Origin of the sequence: Flavonifractor sp. An92 (assembly GCF_002159175.1) — a bacterium.
Taxonomy (GTDB): domain Bacteria; phylum Bacillota; class Clostridia; order Oscillospirales; family Oscillospiraceae; genus Pseudoflavonifractor_A.
Window position 1 is genome coordinate 78,208 of the sequence record NZ_NFGZ01000012.1, and the last position, 19,110, is coordinate 97,317.

Sequence of the window (19,110 nt, forward strand, 5' to 3'; positions counted from 1 at the left end):
AACGAAACGACATGAAACTCAACGAACTGCTGGGGATCGAGTTCCCCTTCATCCAGGGCGGCATGGCCAACATCGCCACCGGCGAGTTCGCCGCCGCCGTGTCCAACGCCGGCGCGCTGGGCCTCATCGGCGCGGGCGGCATGAGCCCCGAGATGTTCCGGGAAAACATCCACAAGTGCCGCTCCCTCACCGACAAGCCCTTCGGCGTGAACATCATGCTCATGCACCCCCAGGTGGATGAGCTGGCCAAGATCGCCGCCGAGGAGCATGTCTCCGTCATCACCACCGGCGCGGGCAGCCCGGGCATGTACGTCTCCATGTGGAAGGAGTCCGGTGCCAAGGTGTTCCCCGTGGTCTCTGCCGTGTCCCTGGCCAAGATGATGGCCAAGGCCGGTGTGGACGGCGTCATCGCCGAGGGCACCGAGAGCGGCGGCCACGTGGGTGAGACCACCACCATGGCCCTGGTACCCCAGGTGTGCGACGCAGTGGACATCCCCGTCATCGCCGCCGGCGGCATCGCCAGCGGCCGCCAGCTGGTGGCCGCCTACGCCCTGGGCGCCTGCGGCGCGCAGATGGGCACCTGCCTGCTGGTGAGCGAGGAGTGCCCCATCCACGAGAACTATAAGCAGGCCCTGCTGAAGGCCAGCGACCGCTCCACCGTGGTCACCGGCCGCTCCGTGAACGCCCCCGTCCGGGTCATCAAGAACCAGATGACCAAGGACTACATCGCCCACGAGAAGGCCGGTGCCGACCGGATGGAGCTGGAGAAGTTCACCCTGGGCTCTCTCCGCCGGGCCGTCTTTGAGGGCGACACCCGCACCGGCAGCCTCATGGCCGGTCAGGTGGCCGGTATGCTCCACGAGATCCGCCCCCTGCGGGCCATCTTCGAGGAGCTCCAGGCCCAGGCCCAGGAGTGCCTGAACGGCCTGAGCCTGTAATATCAGAGAAAAAAGGAGCGCAACATGAAACTCGCCTTTTTATACGCCGGCCAGGGCTCCCAGCATGTGGGCATGGGCCGGGACTTCTACGAGGCCTATCCGGTGTTCCGGGAGATCTTTGACTCCGCTCCCGTGGACTTCGACCTGAAAAAGCTGTGCTTTGAGGGACCCGAGGAGCAGCTCTCCGACACCCGCTACACCCAGCCCTGCATGGTGGCCTTCGCCGCCGGGGTCACCGCCCTCCTCCTCCAGGCGGGCATCCGCCCCTCCATGGCTGCCGGTCTGAGCCTGGGCGAGTATTCCGCGCTCCAGGCCGCGGGGGTTTTTGACGCCATGACCGCCATCTCCCTGGTGGCCTTCCGGGGCAAGGCCATGGCCGAGGCCGTGTCCGGCCGCCCCTGCGGCATGGCCGCGGTGCTGAACCTGGACCGGGAGAAGCTCCAGGCCGCCTGTACCGCCGCCTCCGACGCCGGGGTGGTGGAGATCGCCAACTACAACTGCCCCGGCCAGCTGGTCATCGCCGGTGACGCCGCCGCCGTGGAGAAGGCCAGTGAGCTGGCCAAGGAGGCCGGCGCCCGCCGGGTGGTGCCCCTGAAGGTCAGCGGCCCCTTCCACACCTCCCTGATGGCCCCCGCCGGGGACGCCCTGCGGGAGAAGTTCAAGACCATCAACTTCCGCGCCATGAACATCCCCGTCCTCTTCAACTGCAAGGGCGACGTGATGGGCGACGGGGACACCATCCCCGGCCTCCTGGAGCGGCAGGTCCAGTCCAGCGTCTACCTGGAGGATACCATCCACACCATGGCCGACCAGGGCGTGGACACCTTTGTGGAGATCGGCCCGGGCAAGACCCTGTGCGGCTTCGTCCGCAAGACCGTCAAGGGCGCCAAGACCTACGCCATCGACACGGTGGAGGACCTGAACGCCGTCATCGCCGCGCTGAAAGGAGAAGCATAATGGAGCTGAGTGGAAAGAACGCCCTGGTCACCGGCGGCAGCCGGGGGATCGGCCGGGCCGTGTGTCTAGAGCTGGCCCGGCAGGGCGCCAACGTGGCGGTGAACTACGCCGGCAGCGCCCAAGCCGCTGAGGAAGTGGCCGCCGCCTGCCGGGAGCTGGGCGTGGAGGCCTTTGCCGTCCAGGCCAACGTGGCCGACGCCGCCGCGGTGGACGCCATGGTCAAGGAAGTCATCGCCCGTTTCGGGTCGGTCGACATCCTGGTCAACAACGCCGGTATCACCAAGGATAAGCTGGCCCTCCAGATCAAGGAGGAGGAGTTCGACGCGGTGGTGGATACCAACCTGAAGGGCGCCTTCCTCTGCATGAAGGCCTGCTACCGCCCCATGATGAAGCAGCGCTACGGCCGCATCATCAACATGAGCAGCATCGTGGGCCTGCGGGGCAACCCCGGCCAGGCCAACTACGCCGCCAGCAAGGCCGGTCTCATCGGCATGAGCAAGTCCATCGCCAAGGAGCTGGCCAGCCGCAACGTCACCGTGAACCTGGTGGCCCCCGGCTTTATCGACACCGATATGACCGCCGTCCTCCCCGAGGCCGCCCGTACCGCCATGCTGGCCTCCATCCCCATGGCCCGCCTGGGCCAGCCGGAGGACGTGGCCCGGGCCGTGGCCTTCTTCGCCAGCGAGCACGCCGGATACATCACCGGCCAGGTCCTGTGCGTGGACGGCGGCATGGCCGTGTAAACGCGGATCAACTGAGAGTTCCGAAAGGATAGAATAGTATGGATAAAAGACGTGTTGTCATCACGGGCATGGGCGCGCTGACCCCCATCGGCAAGACCGCCGAGGACTCCTGGCAGGCCGCCAAGGCCGGTACCTGCGGCATCGACACTATCACCCAGTATGATACCTCCAACCAGAAGGTCCACCTGGCCGGTGAGGTCAAGGACTTCAACGCTGAGGACTACCTGGAGCGCCGGGAGGCCCGGCGGATGGACCGCTTCACCCAGTTCGCCGTCATCGCCGCCGGCGAGGCCCTGAAGAACAGCGGCCTGGATCTGGAGACTGAGGACCGCTCCAACATCGGCGTGGTGGTCTCCAGCGGCATCGGCGGCATCAACACCATCCAGAACGAGACCATCAAGGGCAACGAGAAGGGCTTTGACAAGGTCTCTCCCTTCTTCATCCCCATGGTCATCGCCAACATGGCCGCCGGCCAGATCGCCATCAAGTACGGCCTCCAGGGCATGTGCACCTGCCCCGTCTCCGCCTGCGCCGGCGGCAGCAACGCCATCGGCGACGCCTTCCGCCACATCCGGGACGGCTATGCCGACGTGATGGTCTGCGGCGGCGCTGAGGCCGCTATCACCCCCCTGGGCATGGGCGGCTTCACCTCCCTGAAGGCCCTCACCACCTGCAACGACCCCGCCCGCGCCTCCATCCCCTTTGACGCCGAGCGCTCCGGCTTCGTCATGGGCGAGGGCGCCGGTATCCTGGTGCTGGAGAGCTACGAGCACGCCAAGGCCCGGGGCGCCAAGATCCTGGGCGAGATCGTGGGCTACGGCTCCAACTGCGACGCCCACCACATCACCGCCCCCTGTCCCGACGGCGCCGGCGCCACCGCCTGCATGCGCATGGCTCTGGCGGACGGCAACGTCCCCGCCGGTGAGGTGGACTACATCAACGCCCACGGCACCTCCACCTCCCTCAACGACTCCGGCGAGACCATGGCGGTGAAGAACGCCTTCGGCGACCACGCCCGGGAGCTGATGATGAGCTCCACCAAGTCCATGACCGGCCACCTGCTGGGGGCCAGCGGTGCGGTGGCGGCTATCTTCTGCGTCCTGGCCCTGCGGGACCAGTTCGCGCCCCCCACCATCCACTATCAGGTGCCCGACCCGGCCTGCGACCTGGACATCGTGCCTAACGAGGGCCGCAGCGCCGCTATCCGCTACGCCATGGCCAACGCCTTCGGCTTCGGCGGACACAACGCCAGCCTGATCTTCAAGCGCTGGGAGGAGTAAGCCATGGAACTGAACATCCAAGAGATCATGGAGATCCTGCCCCACCGCCCGCCCTTCCTGCTGGTGGACCGGATCACCGCCTGTGAGCCGGGCAAGTCCGCCACGGGCATCAAGTGCGTGACCATGAACGAGCCCTTTTTCACCGGCCACTTCCCCGGACAGCCCATCATGCCCGGCGTGCTGATTCTGGAGGCCCTGGCCCAGACCGGCGCGGTGGCCGCCCTGTCCCTGCCCGAGAACAAGGGCAAGCTGGCCATCTTCGGCGGCGTGAAGCACGCCCGCTTCAAGCGCCCGGTGGTGCCCGGCGACGTGCTGGAGCTGAACTGTGAGCTCCTCGAGCAGCGGGGCCCCGTGGGCTACGGCAAGGCCGTGGCCCGGGTGGAAGGGAAGATCGCCGCTCAGGCTGAGATTACCTTTGTGATCCAGTAAAGTTCCGGTTGCCTCCTCGGCAGATTACGGATAAAATAGCATCGAATCGACATCAATTATGGAAATGCGGAGGACGGGAACCATGCTGGATCAGACCTTCAACAGCGTGTATACCAAATTCAAGCTTCATTTTTACAAGGCGGTCTTTTCCCGTTTCCAGGACCGGGAGGCCAGCCTGACCACGGTGGAGAGCTTCTGCATGGAGATCATCATGGCTCTGGGCAGGCCCACCATCAACGAGTTCGCCCGCTTCGTCCAGATCTCGCCCCCGAATGCGGCCTATAAGGTCAACAGTCTGGTGCAGAAGGGCTATGTCCGCAAGGTCCAGTCTCCGGAGGACAAGCGGGAGTATTTTCTGGAAGTCACCCAGAAATACATCGACTACTACAACATCTCATACAGCTATCTCAACACGGTCATGGACCGCATCAAGCACCGCTTCCCCGAAGAGGAGGTGGAGCACCTGGAGGATATGCTCCATGTGATCTCCAGCGAGCTGATGCCCGAAATCCCCCTGCCGGAAGAACCGGCCCAGTCCTGACTTCTGCCCGCCCCCGGGAGCCGCAAGACTTCCGGGGGCTGTTGCGTTGATTTAATGGAATTTTAAAGGTAACTTGCGGCTCTTTTTAACCCCGCTATGGTATCCTTCTCTCAACAAAGAACAAGAAGGAGGAGCTGTCATGATCAAGAAGCTCTATCGTACCGAGGGCCCGGACGCCAAGCTGTTCGGCGTGTGCGGCGGTCTGGCCGAGTATTTCAACATCGATCCCACCATCCTCCGCGTGGCGCTGGTGCTGCTGGTGTGGCTGGGGGGACTGTCTCTGTGGATCTATCTCCTGGCCGCGCTCATCATCCCCCGCAAGAGCGAGGTCTATCCCGGCTTCTAAGGCCCATGTCTACCAAATGTCAACCGAAAAAACGCCCGGAGTTGTTGCGCTGCAATGGCTCCGGGCTTTTTTACGTTCTGGGGAGCCGGATATGTCTACCAGATGTCTACCAATCGAATCTTTTCACTCTGAATTCGCCTGATTTCCTCTCTAATATTTAGCTTTGAGAATTTTATGAAGCGTGTGAGGGGCGCCGTACACTTCTAACAGTAAAAAGAAGCAAAAACGACCCAAAAACCTCAAAATTCGAACAAGGAGGAAATCCAAATGAGAAACCTCAAGCGTGCTCTCAGCATGGCTCTGGCTGCCGTCATGGTTCTTGGCCTGATGGTCGTCAGCGCTTCCGCTGCGAGCTACAACGATTTCACCGATAAGGATGAGATCGTGCACAAGGACGCGGTGGCCATGGTCACCGAGCTGGGCGTCCTGGCCGGCCTGCCCGACGGCAGCTTCGGCGGCACCCAGAACATTGACCGCGCCTCTTTCGCCCGCCTGGTGTGCGTGGTGCTGAACGGCGGCAAGGAGCCCGTGCTGGGCAACCTGACCACCAGCTTCACCGACACTCAGGGCAACTGGGCTGAGAAGTACATCGCCTTCTGTGTGGACCGTGGCATCATCGCTGGCCGCGGCAACAACACCTTCGGCCCCTCCGACAACGTGACCGGCTCCGAGGCTGCCAAGATGCTGCTGGTGGCCCTGGGCTACAACACCACCTACGAGGGAATCGGCGGCTCCACCTGGGAGATCACCACCAACTCCCTGGCCAACATGGCCGGCCTGTATGAGGACCTGGAGGACATCAACCCCTCCGAGCCCCTGACCCGCGACAATGCCGCTCAGATGATCTACAACGTCCTGAACGCCAACACCGTGGACTACTCCTTCTCCTTCAACGCTGACGGCAGCACCACCGCTGTCCAGAACAAGTCCAGCAAGACTATGCTGGAGGACAAGTTCGGCGTCGTTACCGTCGAGGGCACCGTGGTTGCCAACGAGTTTGCCAACCTCAACGGCGGCAATGCTCTGGACGCTGGCAAGACCACTGTTGACGTGACCAACGGCGGCACCAATGGCGACCAGGCCAACTACGGCAATGGCAATGAGACCTTCAATGTCTCCACCGGCGAGGCTGAGCTGGGCCAGTCCGTGAGCCTCTTCGTGAAGCCCGCTACCAACGCCTCCTCCAACGCCTCTAAGGCCACTGTGATCGGCTCCGTCATCACCAGCAGCGAGAACACTGTTGTCACCGACAGCAGCCGCGACACTCTGGCTGACGTGCTGAAGGACAACAAGATCACCGCCGACAACACCACTCTGTACTCCTTCCAGTACGGCAAGGCTGTTACTAACGACGACAGCAACTTTGACAACACCAATGACCCCTATGGCAATCAGACCGATTTCGCCACCATGCTGGCCAAGTGGAATGGTCTGCGCGGCGTGGTCAAGACCATCATTGATAACGATGATGACGGCGTTGCCGAGTACATCACCTTCTCCCGCTACGACATCGGCAAGGTCACCACTTACACCGCTGACGACTCCCTGAAGCTGAACAGCTCCGCTGCTCTGGAGTATGATGCTGAGGACGTGGTTGGCTTCGAGAATGTCTCCAAGAACGACTATGTGCTGTATGCCGAAATCGGCGGCAAGCTGTACGTGGAAGTGGCCAAGACCGTTGAGGGCAACCTGGATGCCTACAATGCCGGCAAGAGCCTGACCATCGACGGCACCAAGTACAACACCTCCGACCTGTATGCCACCGGCACTTACACCAACAGCGACTGGACCAACGCTAACGACTACAAGACTCTGGACAAGACCGCTGTGGTCTATCTGGACAAGGAGGGCAACGCCCTGGTCGTGGACGGCTCCGCCGTTGCCAATGAGTACGGTTACATCACCGGCTCCAGCTATGACTCCCTGGATGGCGCCCGCGTCAAGATCACTCTGACTGACGGCACCACCGGCACCTATGTGGTCGATAAGGCGTATGCTGCTGACTCCACCACTAAGATGACCAGCCTCGAGCTGAAGAACGCTTTTGAGGATGGTAAGGCTGGCGATAAGCTGGCCACCTACAGCATCAACGATGACAAGGAGATCACCGTGAAGTTTATCTCCTCCAGCGTCACTGATGACAACACCAGCTCCGCTACCGCCTATAAGTTCACCAAGGGCAACGCCACCATCACCGTTGACAGCAAGTACTACGCTGATGAGAGCACCATGTTCTTCTATGTGGACGCTGACGGCAATGTCTCCGCCTACGCTGGCATCAGCAATGCTCCCTCTGTGGACAAGGCTTCCGTCCAGAAGAACATCATCATCCACGGTACCGGCGACGAGGCTGACGAGGCCAAGGCTGTGGTCCTGCTGGATGCTGAGACTACCACTGCTGGTGATTATCTGTACATCTACCAGACCACTGGTGTGAACTCCAACGGCACCATCGCCAACGCCATCATTAACGGCGAGCTGGTGAAGGACATCACCGTGGATAGTGCTGATCTCACCAACTCCCTGACCGGCGTTGCTACCGGCGTCTACCGCTACAGCATCAACAGCAAGGGCGTGTATCAGCTCACTGACGCTCCCGCCAAGACCGTGATCGGCGAGATCACCCGCGTGACCTCCAACAGCGTCGTGGTGGACGCTGACCTGGGCACTGGCAACACCTCCGGCGAGTACACCATCAGCGGCTGCACTGTCGCCACCATCGACGGCTCTGATACCGCTGTGGACGGTACTCTGTCCAAGGGTCAGGTCGTGGCTCTGGTCTACGACTCCGACGACAAGGCTCTGGCTGCCTACATCCTGGAGGAGTACGACGAGGCCAACGCCAACATCGTGACTGCCTCTGCTCCCTTTACTCTGGAGAAGCAGTCTGATAACGCGTACAATGTGAAGATTGATCTCTCTGAGTACAAACAGCTGGGTGAGGATGACTTCTCCTTCTCCGGCGGTGCGACTCCTGAATTTAACATCAGCAGCACTTATGTTGCTGCAAGCGACTATGTCACTGTGACCGCTGCGGATGGCTCCACTGTCATCACCTACACCTTCGTGCAGAAGTAATCTTACTTTTGCAAAAACACCCCCGGGCTTCGGCCCGGGGGTGTTTTCTCATTCTACCTGCTAGAGCAGGATAAGACCATAATCGAAAAATCTGCAATCCTCGACATCATTCCGGGAAATGCGAAAGGTAAGCACTACTTCCTCCCAAGATCCTGTGGCAATCCAGCACCGTTCCGTACAGGACATTCCCTGTAGGCTATCCGCCTCGCTCTCCTCCACCAACTCCAGCTGCACGCCATTCAATTCAGGGACCACGCTGCCTCCGCTGCTTCGGACGTAGAGCCGGGCCTTGCTTGCTGCACTGTCCAATATACAGGGGACTGTTTGGATGCTGCCGCTCTCACTGGCCGCAGAGCGGAATTCAAAGGTCACAGCAGCGTGCTTTTCATCCGCCGCGCTGCGGTATAGGCGAAACCAGGTATTGGAGGGTGCCGCCAGTGTGAGAAAAAAGCGGTCTCCCGGCACGATTGGCACCGGCGTATCCAGGGTGATCGTGTAATGGGTAGTAGACGAGGCAAGAAAGGATTTCTGTGCCGCCACCTGGTCATTGACATAAATGGTCAAACTAGTATCCAAAGTGTCGTCCCCCGGATCTTCCAGATAGTAGCCCGAAAAAGTGATTTTCTCCAGATATCCTACACCATCTGCCTGGAAGGTATCCGAGTATACGGTCCCAGATACCAGCACCGTACCGGACTTTGTGGTCGTGCTGACGTTGCCCTGGCCAGTGCCACTGAGGAGCAGCCCCTCATTGGTCTGAAGAATGCTCTCACTTTTCTCCGCAATGCCGCTCTCGTCAGTGAACCCGTCAAATATCAACGCATTTTTATATCCGGTATACTTGCCCTCATAGTCGTTCTGGAGCATCAGATTATAGAGGTTATAGGCGCTGTCCTCCGCGCTCCGGGTCAGCCGCCCCAAAGCCGTATCAACGGCGGAGAGATCGGCATTAAAGTCCTCCCGCAGGAACGGGTCGGTGGGCTCCCACTGGTGGAGCCGGTAATTTGGCGTAAACTCTGCCATGTTCATTCCCCCTTCGCCCCTCCCACGCCCCGCCGGAGCCCCGGGACGGAGCCGTCCCCGGCGGGGCGGTTTTGATTGCTTTTCCCCCCGGCGCGCCTTATACTGGTTGGGAGCATCCCGGCATTTTAATCACTTCTTAAACAAATCCTTCGTTCCAATGAACTTTTGCCTGCTATCCTGTTGACCAAAGGGGGACTTTTGCCATGTACCACATTCTCATCTGCGACGATGATAAGGATATCGTCTCCGCCCTGGAGATCTATCTGAGCAGCGAAGGCTACCAAGTCTATACCGCCTACGACGGCGCGGAGGCCCTGGAGGTGGTGGAGCGGGAGGACATCCATCTCATCCTCATGGATGTGATGATGCCCCGCCTGGACGGCATCCGCGCCACCGCCAAGCTGCGGGAGACCACCAACATCCCCATCATCCTCCTCACCGCCAAGAGCGAGGACAGCGACAAGATTTTGGGGCTGAATATCGGCGCGGACGACTACATCACCAAGCCCTTCAACCCCATCGAGGTCATCGCCCGGGTGAAGAGCCAGCTGCGGCGCTACACCACCCTGGGCGGCCGGGGCCAGAAGGCCGCCGACCGTGAGGGAGTCTACACCGACGGCGGCGTCACCGTGGACGACGGCGCCAAGTCGGTAACGGTGGACGGGGAGCCGGTCTCCCTCACCCCCATCGAGTACAACATCCTACTGCTGCTCATCCGCAACCAGGGCCGGGTCTACTCCACCAGCCAGATCTACGAGCTGGTGTGGAACGACCCCTCCCTGGGCTCGGAGAACACCGTGGCCGTCCATATCCGCCACCTGCGGGAGAAGATCGAGATCGACCCAGCCAACCCCCGTTATATTAAGGTAGTGTGGGGGCTGGGCTACAAGATGGAAAAACTCTGAGGAGGAACGAATCATGCGATCCCATCGGATCAAGCGGCTGGGGGTAGCCGTGCTGTGCGTGGTGTGCGGCGCGGTGGCCTTCTGGTCCAGCCTGCTGCTCTTCTCCCGCTGGGACGACCTGTGGTCCGCCGGAGACTTCTACCAGAGCGGCAGCCTCTGGAGCGCCATGGGCTACTATCAGGCCACCGCGTATCAGTACGCCGAGCTGAACCTGGCTCAGAGCTGGGGGGAGGAGCTGGACTATCTCCACCGCCTCCAGCTCCAGCAGCTGGAAAACAGCCTCTCAGCGGAGAATACCAACTACCGCTACCGCCTGCGCACCGACGACGGCACTCTCCTCTCCTCCAACCTGGCGGAGGGTGAGGAGTTCAGCGCCCTCTCCGGCCAGGAGACCGCCTCCTTTTCAGTCACCCGGGGGAGCGACCTCTACGACCAGGACCTCCAGCGCTGGAACAAGACAGGCTACCGCCTCCAGGTCTGGACCGGCGAGGCCTATGTGGAGTTCTTCCGGGAAAACGCCGCCGATGTGGCCAACGCCCAGGCCTACGGCTACTCCCTTTCGGAGGACCCGGAGGACTATTGGTCCTACGAAAGAGACCAGGACAGCCGCGTCCACACGGCCAGTCTGGTGCTGGAAAGCGCCGTCACCGATCCTCTCACCGTGGACGACAACATCTGGTCCGCCTGGGAGGACTATAACGACATCCAGCGCCTTCTGACCCCCCTGACTCTGGTGTGTCTGGCCTCCCTCTCGGCCACCCTGGCCGCCCTGGCGTGGCTCTGCCGCCGGGAAAACGCCCCGCCCCGGGGCTGGCAGGAGCGCATCCCCTACGACCTTTACCTCACCGGTGATGTGCTGCTCTTCTGCGTGCTGCTCTCCGCCGGGGACCCCATCACTTTCAGCATCAACCGTCTGGGCTACACCACACGCAACATTGTGGGGCTGGGTCTGCTGTCCCTGGCCGGGGCGGTGGTGGTGCTGGCGGGCATCCTCACCACCGTCACTCGCCTGCGGGGCCACACCCTCTGGCACAGCACCCTCCTGTGGCGCATGGGGCACGGTATCCGCCGCTGGCTGCGGGAGACCGCCCAAAACTGGCCCATCACCCGCCGGGCGGTGTGGCTCTTCCTCCTCTATCTCCTGGGCACCGCCCTCACCTCCGCCACTGTTATCCTGATCCCCGTCTATCAGGGGGCGGTACTGTGGGCCATCTGCCGCTGGGTGCGCCAGTGGCGGGCCATCCGGACGGCCACCGACGCCATCGTCCAGGGCGCTCAGGAGGTCCACATCGATGAGAAGGGCCTGTACCGGGATCTGCGGGAGCACGCCCGGCAGCTCAACGACCTGGGCTCCTCCATCCAGCGGGCGGTGGAGGAGCAGCTCAAAAGCGAGCGCTTCAAGGCCGAGCTCATCACCAACGTGTCCCACGACCTCAAGACCCCGCTGACCTCCATCCTCAACTACGTGGACCTGCTGAAAAAGACCGAGATCGCCGACCCCAAGGCGGCGGAATACCTGGACGTGCTGGACCGGAAGGCCCGGCGGCTCAAGAAGCTGACCGAGGACCTGGTGGAGGCCTCCAAGGCCTCCTCGGGGGTGCTGCCGGTGCATCTGGAACCGCTGGACTTCGCCCAGCTGGCCCAGCAGGCCGCCGGAGAGTACGAGGACCGCTTCCAGCAGGCGGGCCTGACGGCGGTGCTGAATCCCCCCGCCGGGGACTGCGCCGTGCTGGCCGACGGGCGGCACCTGTGGCGGGTGCTGGACAATCTCTTCGGCAACTGCTGCAAATACGCCCTGGCCGGGACCCGGGTCTATCTGGACCTGACCGCCTGGGAGGGCGAGGTGCGCCTGACCGTGAAGAACATCTCCCGCGCCCCCCTGAACCTCTCCCCTGAGCAGCTGATGGAGCGCTTTGTCCGGGGGGACACCGCCCGCAGCAGCGACGGCTCCGGCCTGGGTCTGTCCATCGCCCAGAGCCTGACCGAATTGCAGGGCGGCTCCTTCCGGGTGGAGATCGACGGGGACCTCTTCAAGGCTATCGTCTCCCTCCCTGCCGCGCCGCCCCCGCCGCCTCCGGACGTGCAGGAGCCCACCACAGCGGAGGAATTCCCCGCCCTTCCCGAGAGCCAATAGACGTAAAACGCCCCGCCTTCCATGAAAAGAAGGCGGGGCGCTGTTTATTTGTATCGCTCGTCCAGGATGCGGATGATCTGGGCCACACAGCTCTCGTCGCAGGAGCCCACCAAGTGGGCCCCCCACTGCTTCACCGCCGGGGCGCAGTTGGCGGGGGCAAAGGGGATGGCCGAAATGGCCAGCATGGGGATGTCGTTCTCGTTGTCCCCCACGCAGTAGATGTTGCCCTCCTGGATGCCCAAACGCTGGGCCAGGCGGCGGACCATGCCCCCCTTGTGGCTCCCCTTCCGGGTGACCTCCAACAGGACCTGGTTGGAAAAGATGGCCTCGTAATTCTCCCCCCAGTGGGTGAGGATGTAGTCCCGGGCCTCCTCCAGCACTTTCCGGCGCTGCTCCAGCAGCACCTTGGTGAGGGGGAGGGGCAGCTCCTCCAGCGGTTTCTCCACACCCTGGACCCGGGTGTAGGACAGGTGATTGAAGGTCACCTCATTGGGGTTGTGGAGGTAAATTTCCTCCCCGTGGTAGGCCTCCAGTCCCAATTCCGGCACCGCCGCGGTGAGTTCCAGCAAGTCCTCCCGCACCCGCTCCGGCAGAAAGGTCTGCTCCACCATCTGCCCGGCGGCGAAGTCGTAGAGGGCCGAGCCGTTGGAGAGCACCACCGGCGCGTTGATGGGCGCCAGGTGGGCACAAGGGGCGAAGGTCGTATACGCCCGGCCGGTGGCCACGGTAAAGCGGCCGCCCTGGGCGGTAAAATACCGGATGGCCTCCACGTTCTCCGCCGACACGGTGCCGTTGGAGCCGTAGAGGGTGTCATCAAAGTCGCTGGCCAGCAGCACACCGCTGAATTTACCCATAGCACACCTTCCTTCTCATCGTTCGCTCCGCTCCAGCTTGTCCAGCACCGCCCGGAACCAGTCGGGCAGGGGGCACTCCACCGTCATGCGCTCCCCGGTGCGGGGGTGGACAAAGGAGAGCTTCCGGGCGTGGAGGCACTGGCCCGCCAGCCCGGGCACCGGCCTCTTGGACCCGTACACGATGTCCCCCAGCAGCGGGTGGCCGATGGAGGCCATGTGGACCCGAATCTGGTGGGTGCGCCCCGTCTCCAGACGGCAGCCGATGTGGGTATAGCCGGAAAAGCGCTCTAACACCTCCCAGTGGGTCACCGCGTTCCGGCCGTTCCGGGGATCAATGGCCATCTTCTTCCGGTCGGTGGGGTGGCGGCCGATGGGGGCGTCCACCGTCCCCCGGTCCTCCTTGAGCCCTCCCACGCACACCGCCTCGTAGTAGCGGTAGAGGGAGTGGTCCTGGAGCTGCTCGGCCAGGGCCAGATGAGCAAAGTCGTTTTTCGCCACGATCAGAAGCCCCGAGGTGTCCCGGTCGATGCGGTGGACGATGCCGGGTCGGAGCTCCCCGTTGATTCCGGACAGGCTATTTCCACAGTGATATAACAGCGCGTTGACTAACGTTCCGTCCGGGTGGCCGGCGGCGGGGTGGACCACCAGACCCACGGGCTTGTTGACCACGATGACGTCCTCGTCCTCGTACACCACGTCCAGGGGGATGTTCTGGGGCACAATGTCCACCGGCTCCGGGTCGGGGAGGGCCACGGTGTACACCACGCCGGGCTGGGTCTTGTCCCGCTTCTTCACCGGCGCGCCGTCCCGGGTGACGGCCCCCTCCTCCATGAGGCGCTGCACCGCGGAGCGGGTCAGCTCGGGCAGGTTGCGGGCCAGAAAGACGTCCAGCCGCTCCCCGCCCTCCTCAGCTCTCAGCTCCAGTGGCGTCATGGCCGTGCTCCTTTCCCTCCAGCTTGTCGAACAGCAGGAGATAGTACAGGCAGAAGGCGATACCTCCCACCACCACGCAGATGTCGGCCACATTAAAGACCGCAAAATTGATGAAGGTGGTCTGGAACATGTCGGTGACGAAGTGGAACAGGGCCCGGTCGATGAGGTTGCCCACCGCACCGGCCAGCACCATCGCCAGACACACCCGGCCCAGCACATGGCGGGTGATCCACTTGCGCACCAGCACCAAAACCAGCAGGATGGACACCACCAGGGACACCAGCGTCAGAATCCAGGTGTGCTCCCGGAAGATGGAAAAGGCCGCGCCGGTGTTCTGCACATAGGTCAGGTCCATGATATGGGGCAGGAAGGGAATGCTCTCCCCCAGGGGGATGTTGGCGCGCACCAGGTATTTCACTACCTGATCCACCGCCACCAGGGCGAGCACGAGAAGGGCGTAGAGCATAGGTCAATCTCCTTTATGTTCATGAGTACCTTTTATTTTACCACGGCTTGGCCGCTGCCACAACCGCAAAGGGGCGCGGAGCTCAACGCTCCGCGCCCCTTTGTATGTCGGTCCTCAGTCCAGGACCACCGCAGTCCCCGAGACGCTGACCATCAGCATCCCGTTGTCAGAGCCCAGGACCTCGTAGTCCACGTCCACGCCGATGACGGCGTCGGCCCCCAGGAGCTGGGCCCGCTGGCTCATCTCGGCCAGGGCCTCCTCCCGGGCGCGCTGCAATTCCTCTTCATAGCCCTGGCTGCGGCCGCCGAAGATGTTGCGCAGACCCGCGCCGATGTCCTTGAACATGTTGATGCCGGTGATGACCTCGCCAAAGACGATGCCCCGGTACTCCCGGACCCTGCGGCCCTCTACGGCATTGGTGGTGGTGACGATCATGTGTCTTTCCCTCCTGTCGCGGTATCTCTGTTTATGGAACAGCGGGCGGCAGCCTGCGCTGCCGCCCGCCTGAGTGGAGTATACCATAGGGAATGAGACGCGTCTAGTCTCTGGGCTTGCCCTCCGGGGGGATCTCGCCGGAGGAAGAGTCCCCCGCGTCCCCACTGCCGCTGTCGCCGGAGTCGCTGGGGGGCGTCACCGGCTCGCTGACCATGTGGATGTTGCGGGCGGGGGGCTCGATGGAGCGGTCCCGCTGGTCCGCCTCGGGCCGCGCGCCGTAGTTGTCGGCAGTGGCGGGGTCCCGGCCCTCCAGAATGGCCATCATCTCCTCGCCGGTGATGGTCTCCTTCTTCAGGAGGTACTCCACCACCTTGTCCATATCCTCCCGGTTGTCCCGGATGATCTGGACGGCCTTGTCGAAGGACTGGCGCAGGAGCTCCATCACGTCCTTGTCGATGTCGGCGGCGGTGTCCTGGGCGCAGTCGATGCCGTAGCCGCCGTCCAGGAACTGGTTGCGGCGGGAGGCCAGGGCCATCATGCCGAACTTGTCGCTCATGCCGTAGAGGGCCACCATGTTCCGAGCCAGTCCGGTGGCCTGCTGGATGTCCTGAGCCGCGCCATTGGTCTGGACGCCCAGGACCACCTCTTCGGCGGCACGGCCGCCCATGCAGGTGGCGATCTCCGCCAGCATCTCGTCCCGGGTCTGGAGGTTCTTGTCCTCCTCGGGCAGGTGCAGGGTGTAGCCCAGGGCTCCCTGGGTGTGGGGGACGATGGTGATCTTCTGGACGGGGGTGGTGTTCTTCTGCTTGAAGGCCACCATGGCGTGGCCCACCTCGTGGTAGGCCACCAGCTTGCGCTCAAAGGCGGAGAGGACGGAGTTCTTCTTCTCCGCGCCGGCGATCACCAGCTCGAAGGCGGTGAGCAGGTCGTTCTGATTGACCGCCTTGCGGCCCATACGCACGGCCCGCAGAGCGGCCTCGTTCACGAGGTTGGCGAGATCCGCGCCCACCGCGCCAGCGGTAGCCAGGGCGATCTTCTGCAGATCCACGTCCTCGGCCAGGCGGATATTGCGGGTATGGACCTGGAGGGTGGCCAGACGGCCGGCCAGATTGGGCCGGTCCACGGTGATGCGCCGGTCGAAGCGGCCGGGGCGCAGCAGGGCCTGGTCCAGCACCTCGGGCCGGTTGGTGGCCGCCAGGAGGATGACGCCCTTGGTGGGGTCAAAGCCGTCCATCTCGGCCAGCAGCTGGTTGAGGGTCTGCTCCCGCTCGTCGTTGCCGCCCATGCGGTTGTCGCGGGATTTTCCGATGGTGTCGATCTCGTCGATAAAGACGATACAGGGGGCCATCTTGCTGGCCTCCTTGAAGAGGTCACGGACACGGGAGGCGCCCACGCCCACGAACATCTCCACGAAGTCGGAGCCGCTGATGGAGAAGAAGGGCACGTTGGCCTCACCGGCCACAGCCTTGGCCAGCAGGGTCTTACCGGTACCCGGCGGGCCCACCAGCAGCGCGCCCTTGGGGAGCTTGGCGCCGATCTCGGTGTACTTCTGGGGGTTGTGGAGGAAGTCGATGATCTCCTCCAGGCTCTCCTTGGCCTCGTCCTGACCGGCTACGTCTTTAAAGGTGACGCCGGTCTTTTTCTCCACATAGACCTTGGCGTTGGCCTTGCCCACGCCGCCCAGGCCGCCGCCCATCTTGCCCGCCATGCTGCGGAACAGGAAGGAGAACACGGCCACCATCAGGAGCATGGGCACCACATAGGAGATGAGGATGCTGACGATGGGGTTGAGCTCGGACTCATAGGGGTAGCCGTAGCGCACCCCGTGCTCGTCCATGAGGGTGAGGATCTCATCGTCGTTGAGGGGGGCGCAGTAGTAGCTGCGGGCCTTGGAGAGACGCTGGTCCAGGGTGAGGGTCTTTCCCTCTCCGGCCAGGAGCTGGTCCAGGGTCTGGGTTCCGTTGACCTGGGGCTCGCTCTGGGTGCTCTGGGTGACGTCCACAGGGGCGTTCACATCGATGCCCACGGCGGCGGCGTCCTCTTTCAGGTAGATGGTGAATTTGTTGCTGGTGGTGGTCACCGAGTAGACCTTGTCCTCCCGCACCAGCTGCTTGAACTCGCTGTACCGGATCTCGGTGGAGTTGGCCTGGGCCGCCATGCCGGTGAAATAGTTGACCAGAATGGTGATGATGAGCGCCCACAGCACGATGGAGGCGATCCCCATCAGGTTACGCTTGTTGTTACTGCCGGATTTTCGCGGTTTATCGGGCTTCAAATCGCTGCCCTCCTTGTCTAATAATTGAAAGAGCGCCGCTTATGGCGCTTTCAGTCCCCTTATTTATATCACAACCGGCTCCCAAATACAAGGAACTGCACCGTCGAAAGGTGTAAACTTTCTGTGAAAGGAATTTCCGGCCAACGGAGAAACCCGCCCGGGTCCCGTTCTCCCGGCGTGGCGTTCTCTTTGAAGCAAGTTTCTCTTTTTCCAGGAGGTAAAATGTGTTATACTGGACTATGAATCTGAATTTCTGACGAGGAGAACCGTCTTATGAAAGAAAAAAGAACCTCCCGCCCCGCCGAGCCCCTGGAGGCCGGCGCCGACGGTATCATCGAGGGCCGCAACGCCGTCATCGAGGCCCTGCGCACCGGCACCGCCATCGACAAGATCTACATCGCCAAGGGCGAGACCGACGCCGCGCTGGGCCACATCGCCTCCACCGCCCGGGGCCGCGGCGTGGTGGTGGTAGAGGCCGACCGGCGCAAGCTGGACGGCATGAGCCGCACCCACGCCCACCAGGGCGTCATCGCCCTGGCCGCTGTGCGGGAGTACGCCAGCGTGGACGACATCCTGAACGCCGCCAAGGAGAAGGGAGAGCCCCCTCTCATCGTGGTGTGCGACGAGCTCTCCGATCCCCACAACCTGGGCGCGGTGATCCGCACCGCCGAGTGCGCCGGCGCCCACGGTGTCATCATTCCCAAGCGCCGCTCGGCGGGCCTCACCGCCGTGGTGGCCAAGACCTCCGCCGGCGCGGTGAGCCATGTGCCCGTGGCCCGGGTGCCCAACCTGCCCGCCCTGCTGGACGAGCTGAAGGAGGAGGGCGTGTGGGTATTCGGCACCGCCGCCGACGGCGAGCGTCTGCTGTACGACGCCGACCTGAAGGGCCCCGCCGCCATCGTCATCGGCAGCGAGGGCGACGGAATGGGCCGCCTGGTGTCGGAAAAGTGCGACTTCAAGGTCCGCATTCCCATGAAGGGCAAGCTCAACTCCCTCAACGCCAGCGCCGCTGCCGCCATCCTGCTCTATGAGGCGGTGCGCCAGCGCATGGGCTAAGGAGAATCTCTTTCACACTTAGGAGAACGCTATGTCCAAGGACCATGACGACAAACTGAATCTGGACGGCCTGGACTTTACCTTGGAGGAGATCCTGGCGGAGTACTCCGTGCGGGAGAACCACGAGCCGGAGGAGCGCATCCCCATCCCCATGGAGCCCGTCCCGCCGGAGCCCGCGTCCAAGGTAGTGCCCTTCCCCGGTCCCGCCCAAGCGGAGCCGGAGGAACCGGAACCGGAGGAACGCCCGGAGGAGCCGCCAGAGCCGGAGGAAGAAGAGCCGGCGCCCCCGCCCCGCCACCTGCGCACCGGCGGCCGGCGTCTCCTGCGGACCCACGCCAAGCCCGCCGACGAAGAGCCGGAGGACGAGGTGCAGGAAGAGGAGCCCCCGGAGGAATCCCCCCGGGAACCCGCTCCCCAGCCTCCGGAGGAAGAGCCGGACGAGAACCCGGAGCCGGAGCGGAAGGGCGGCAAGCGCCTGGCCGAGCACTCCGCCCCCGCCCAGAAAAAAGAAAAGGTGGTCCCCTTCCCGGAGCCGGAGCGGGGCCTGCGGGCACGGCTGCACCGCCTGATGGACCGGGCGGACGGCTTTGCCGAGCACATGTTTGAGGAGGAGGGCAAGGAGGACTCCCCGGAGGTCAAGGAGGCCGAGCGCTACATCCCCGGCGTGGACCTGGAGGAGCCCGAGGAGGAGCGCCCGCCCCGCCGCAAGCGCCGTCC

17 protein-coding genes and 1 pseudogene are annotated in these 19,110 nt (G+C 63.2%); 12 read left to right on the forward strand and 6 right to left on the reverse strand.

Going from position 1 to position 19,110, the window contains the following annotated elements; translation table 11 throughout:
- Positions 1-11 precede the first annotated feature (11 nt).
- The 8 genes from B5G43_RS09980 (at position 12) to B5G43_RS10015 (ending at position 8,312) form a co-directional block, all read left to right on the forward strand.
- Entirely contained in the window at positions 12-938 is a 927-nt protein-coding gene (locus tag B5G43_RS09980) for a nitronate monooxygenase (protein ID WP_087260814.1), read from the forward strand.
- Positions 939-962: 24 nt separating this feature from the next.
- Positions 963-1,895, forward strand: a complete 933-nt coding sequence (gene fabD / locus B5G43_RS09985; protein WP_087260816.1) for an ACP S-malonyltransferase — start codon at positions 963-965, stop codon at positions 1,893-1,895.
- Positions 1,895-2,638, forward strand: a complete 744-nt coding sequence (gene fabG / locus B5G43_RS09990) for a 3-oxoacyl-[acyl-carrier-protein] reductase (protein WP_087260818.1) — start codon at positions 1,895-1,897, stop codon at positions 2,636-2,638. The genes fabD and fabG overlap by 1 nt, the downstream gene beginning before the upstream one ends.
- 38 nt (positions 2,639-2,676) lie before the next feature.
- A complete protein-coding gene (gene fabF, locus B5G43_RS09995; protein WP_087260819.1) occupies positions 2,677-3,918 on the forward strand; it encodes a beta-ketoacyl-ACP synthase II in 1,242 nt (413 codons plus the stop codon).
- A 3-nt stretch (positions 3,919-3,921) separates the two neighbouring features.
- A complete protein-coding gene (gene fabZ / locus B5G43_RS10000) occupies positions 3,922-4,347 on the forward strand; it encodes a 3-hydroxyacyl-ACP dehydratase FabZ (protein WP_087260822.1) in 426 nt (141 codons plus the stop codon).
- 82 nt (positions 4,348-4,429) lie between these two features.
- The gene (locus tag B5G43_RS10005) at positions 4,430-4,888 is read left to right on the forward strand and encodes a MarR family transcriptional regulator (RefSeq protein WP_087260823.1); all 459 of its coding nucleotides are present in this window, start codon (positions 4,430-4,432) and stop codon (positions 4,886-4,888) included.
- 139 nt (positions 4,889-5,027) lie between these two features.
- Positions 5,028-5,234 (forward strand): PspC domain-containing protein, encoded by a 207-nt coding sequence (locus tag B5G43_RS10010; RefSeq protein ID WP_087260825.1) that lies wholly within the window; start codon positions 5,028-5,030, stop codon positions 5,232-5,234.
- Between the two features lie 267 nt (positions 5,235-5,501).
- Entirely contained in the window at positions 5,502-8,312 is a 2,811-nt protein-coding gene (locus B5G43_RS10015) for an S-layer homology domain-containing protein (protein ID WP_087260827.1), read from the forward strand.
- Between the two features lie 60 nt (positions 8,313-8,372).
- Here B5G43_RS10015 and B5G43_RS10020 read toward each other — a convergent pair whose 3' ends face one another.
- Complete coding sequence (locus tag B5G43_RS10020; protein WP_143382853.1) at positions 8,373-9,335, reverse strand: hypothetical protein; 963 nt, start codon at positions 9,333-9,335, stop codon at positions 8,373-8,375.
- Positions 9,336-9,538: 203 nt separating this feature from the next.
- On the opposite strand from B5G43_RS10020, the gene B5G43_RS10025 reads away from it, so the two are divergent.
- Positions 9,539-10,240, forward strand: coding sequence for a response regulator transcription factor (locus B5G43_RS10025; RefSeq protein ID WP_087260831.1), 702 nt, complete (start codon positions 9,539-9,541; stop codon positions 10,238-10,240).
- Positions 10,241-10,253: 13 nt separating this feature from the next.
- The gene (locus B5G43_RS17560; protein ID WP_087260833.1) at positions 10,254-12,374 is read left to right on the forward strand and encodes a HAMP domain-containing sensor histidine kinase; all 2,121 of its coding nucleotides are present in this window, start codon (positions 10,254-10,256) and stop codon (positions 12,372-12,374) included.
- Positions 12,375-12,418: 44 nt separating this feature from the next.
- On the opposite strand, the gene B5G43_RS10035 is transcribed toward B5G43_RS17560, so the two are convergent.
- The 5 genes from B5G43_RS10035 to ftsH all read right to left on the reverse strand — a co-directional run bounded on the left by B5G43_RS10035 (position 12,419) and on the right by ftsH (position 17,337).
- Entirely contained in the window at positions 12,419-13,228 is an 810-nt protein-coding gene (locus tag B5G43_RS10035) for an HAD family hydrolase (protein ID WP_087260835.1), read from the reverse strand.
- A gap of 15 nt (positions 13,229-13,243) precedes the next feature.
- Complete coding sequence (locus B5G43_RS10040) at positions 13,244-14,161, reverse strand: RluA family pseudouridine synthase (protein ID WP_087260837.1); 918 nt, start codon at positions 14,159-14,161, stop codon at positions 13,244-13,246.
- Positions 14,136-14,627 (reverse strand): signal peptidase II, encoded by a 492-nt coding sequence (lspA, locus tag B5G43_RS10045; RefSeq protein ID WP_087260839.1) that lies wholly within the window; start codon positions 14,625-14,627, stop codon positions 14,136-14,138. Before lspA ends, B5G43_RS10040 begins: the two co-directional genes overlap by 26 nt.
- A 114-nt stretch (positions 14,628-14,741) precedes the next feature.
- Positions 14,742-15,062 (reverse strand): putative heavy metal-binding protein, encoded by a 321-nt coding sequence (locus B5G43_RS10050; RefSeq protein WP_087260841.1) that lies wholly within the window; start codon positions 15,060-15,062, stop codon positions 14,742-14,744.
- Between the two features lie 103 nt (positions 15,063-15,165).
- Positions 15,166-17,337, reverse strand: coding sequence for an ATP-dependent zinc metalloprotease FtsH (gene ftsH / locus B5G43_RS10055; protein ID WP_242960527.1), 2,172 nt, complete (start codon positions 17,335-17,337; stop codon positions 15,166-15,168).
- A gap of 273 nt (positions 17,338-17,610) precedes the next feature.
- Here ftsH and rlmB point away from each other — a divergent pair, with 273 nt between their 5' ends.
- Complete coding sequence (gene rlmB / locus B5G43_RS10060; protein WP_087260843.1) at positions 17,611-18,393, forward strand: 23S rRNA (guanosine(2251)-2'-O)-methyltransferase RlmB; 783 nt, start codon at positions 17,611-17,613, stop codon at positions 18,391-18,393.
- Positions 18,394-18,424: 31 nt separating this feature from the next.
- Positions 18,425-19,110: pseudogene (locus B5G43_RS10065) on the forward strand (hypothetical protein); the annotation flags it as partial.

Coding starts and splice junctions, on each gene's coding strand:
- fabZ (WP_087260822.1), top strand. CDS start 3,922: ATGGAACTGAACATCCAAGAGATCATGGAGATCCTGCCCCACCGCCCG.
- B5G43_RS10005 (WP_087260823.1), top strand. CDS start 4,430: ATGCTGGATCAGACCTTCAACAGCGTGTATACCAAATTCAAGCTTCAT.
- B5G43_RS10050 (WP_087260841.1), bottom strand. CDS start 15,062: ATGATCGTCACCACCACCAATGCCGTAGAGGGCCGCAGGGTCCGGGAG.
- B5G43_RS10020 (WP_143382853.1), bottom strand. CDS start 9,335: ATGGCAGAGTTTACGCCAAATTACCGGCTCCACCAGTGGGAGCCCACC.
- lspA (WP_087260839.1), bottom strand. CDS start 14,627: ATGCTCTACGCCCTTCTCGTGCTCGCCCTGGTGGCGGTGGATCAGGTA.
- B5G43_RS10025 (WP_087260831.1), top strand. CDS start 9,539: ATGTACCACATTCTCATCTGCGACGATGATAAGGATATCGTCTCCGCC.
- B5G43_RS10035 (WP_087260835.1), bottom strand. CDS start 13,228: ATGGGTAAATTCAGCGGTGTGCTGCTGGCCAGCGACTTTGATGACACC.
- rlmB (WP_087260843.1), top strand. CDS start 17,611: ATGAAAGAAAAAAGAACCTCCCGCCCCGCCGAGCCCCTGGAGGCCGGC.
- B5G43_RS10010 (WP_087260825.1), top strand. CDS start 5,028: ATGATCAAGAAGCTCTATCGTACCGAGGGCCCGGACGCCAAGCTGTTC.
- B5G43_RS09980 (WP_087260814.1), top strand. CDS start 12: ATGAAACTCAACGAACTGCTGGGGATCGAGTTCCCCTTCATCCAGGGC.
- fabF (WP_087260819.1), top strand. CDS start 2,677: ATGGATAAAAGACGTGTTGTCATCACGGGCATGGGCGCGCTGACCCCC.
- B5G43_RS10040 (WP_087260837.1), bottom strand. CDS start 14,161: ATGACGCCACTGGAGCTGAGAGCTGAGGAGGGCGGGGAGCGGCTGGAC.
- fabG (WP_087260818.1), top strand. CDS start 1,895: ATGGAGCTGAGTGGAAAGAACGCCCTGGTCACCGGCGGCAGCCGGGGG.
- fabD (WP_087260816.1), top strand. CDS start 963: ATGAAACTCGCCTTTTTATACGCCGGCCAGGGCTCCCAGCATGTGGGC.
- B5G43_RS17560 (WP_087260833.1), top strand. CDS start 10,254: ATGCGATCCCATCGGATCAAGCGGCTGGGGGTAGCCGTGCTGTGCGTG.
- B5G43_RS10015 (WP_087260827.1), top strand. CDS start 5,502: ATGAGAAACCTCAAGCGTGCTCTCAGCATGGCTCTGGCTGCCGTCATG.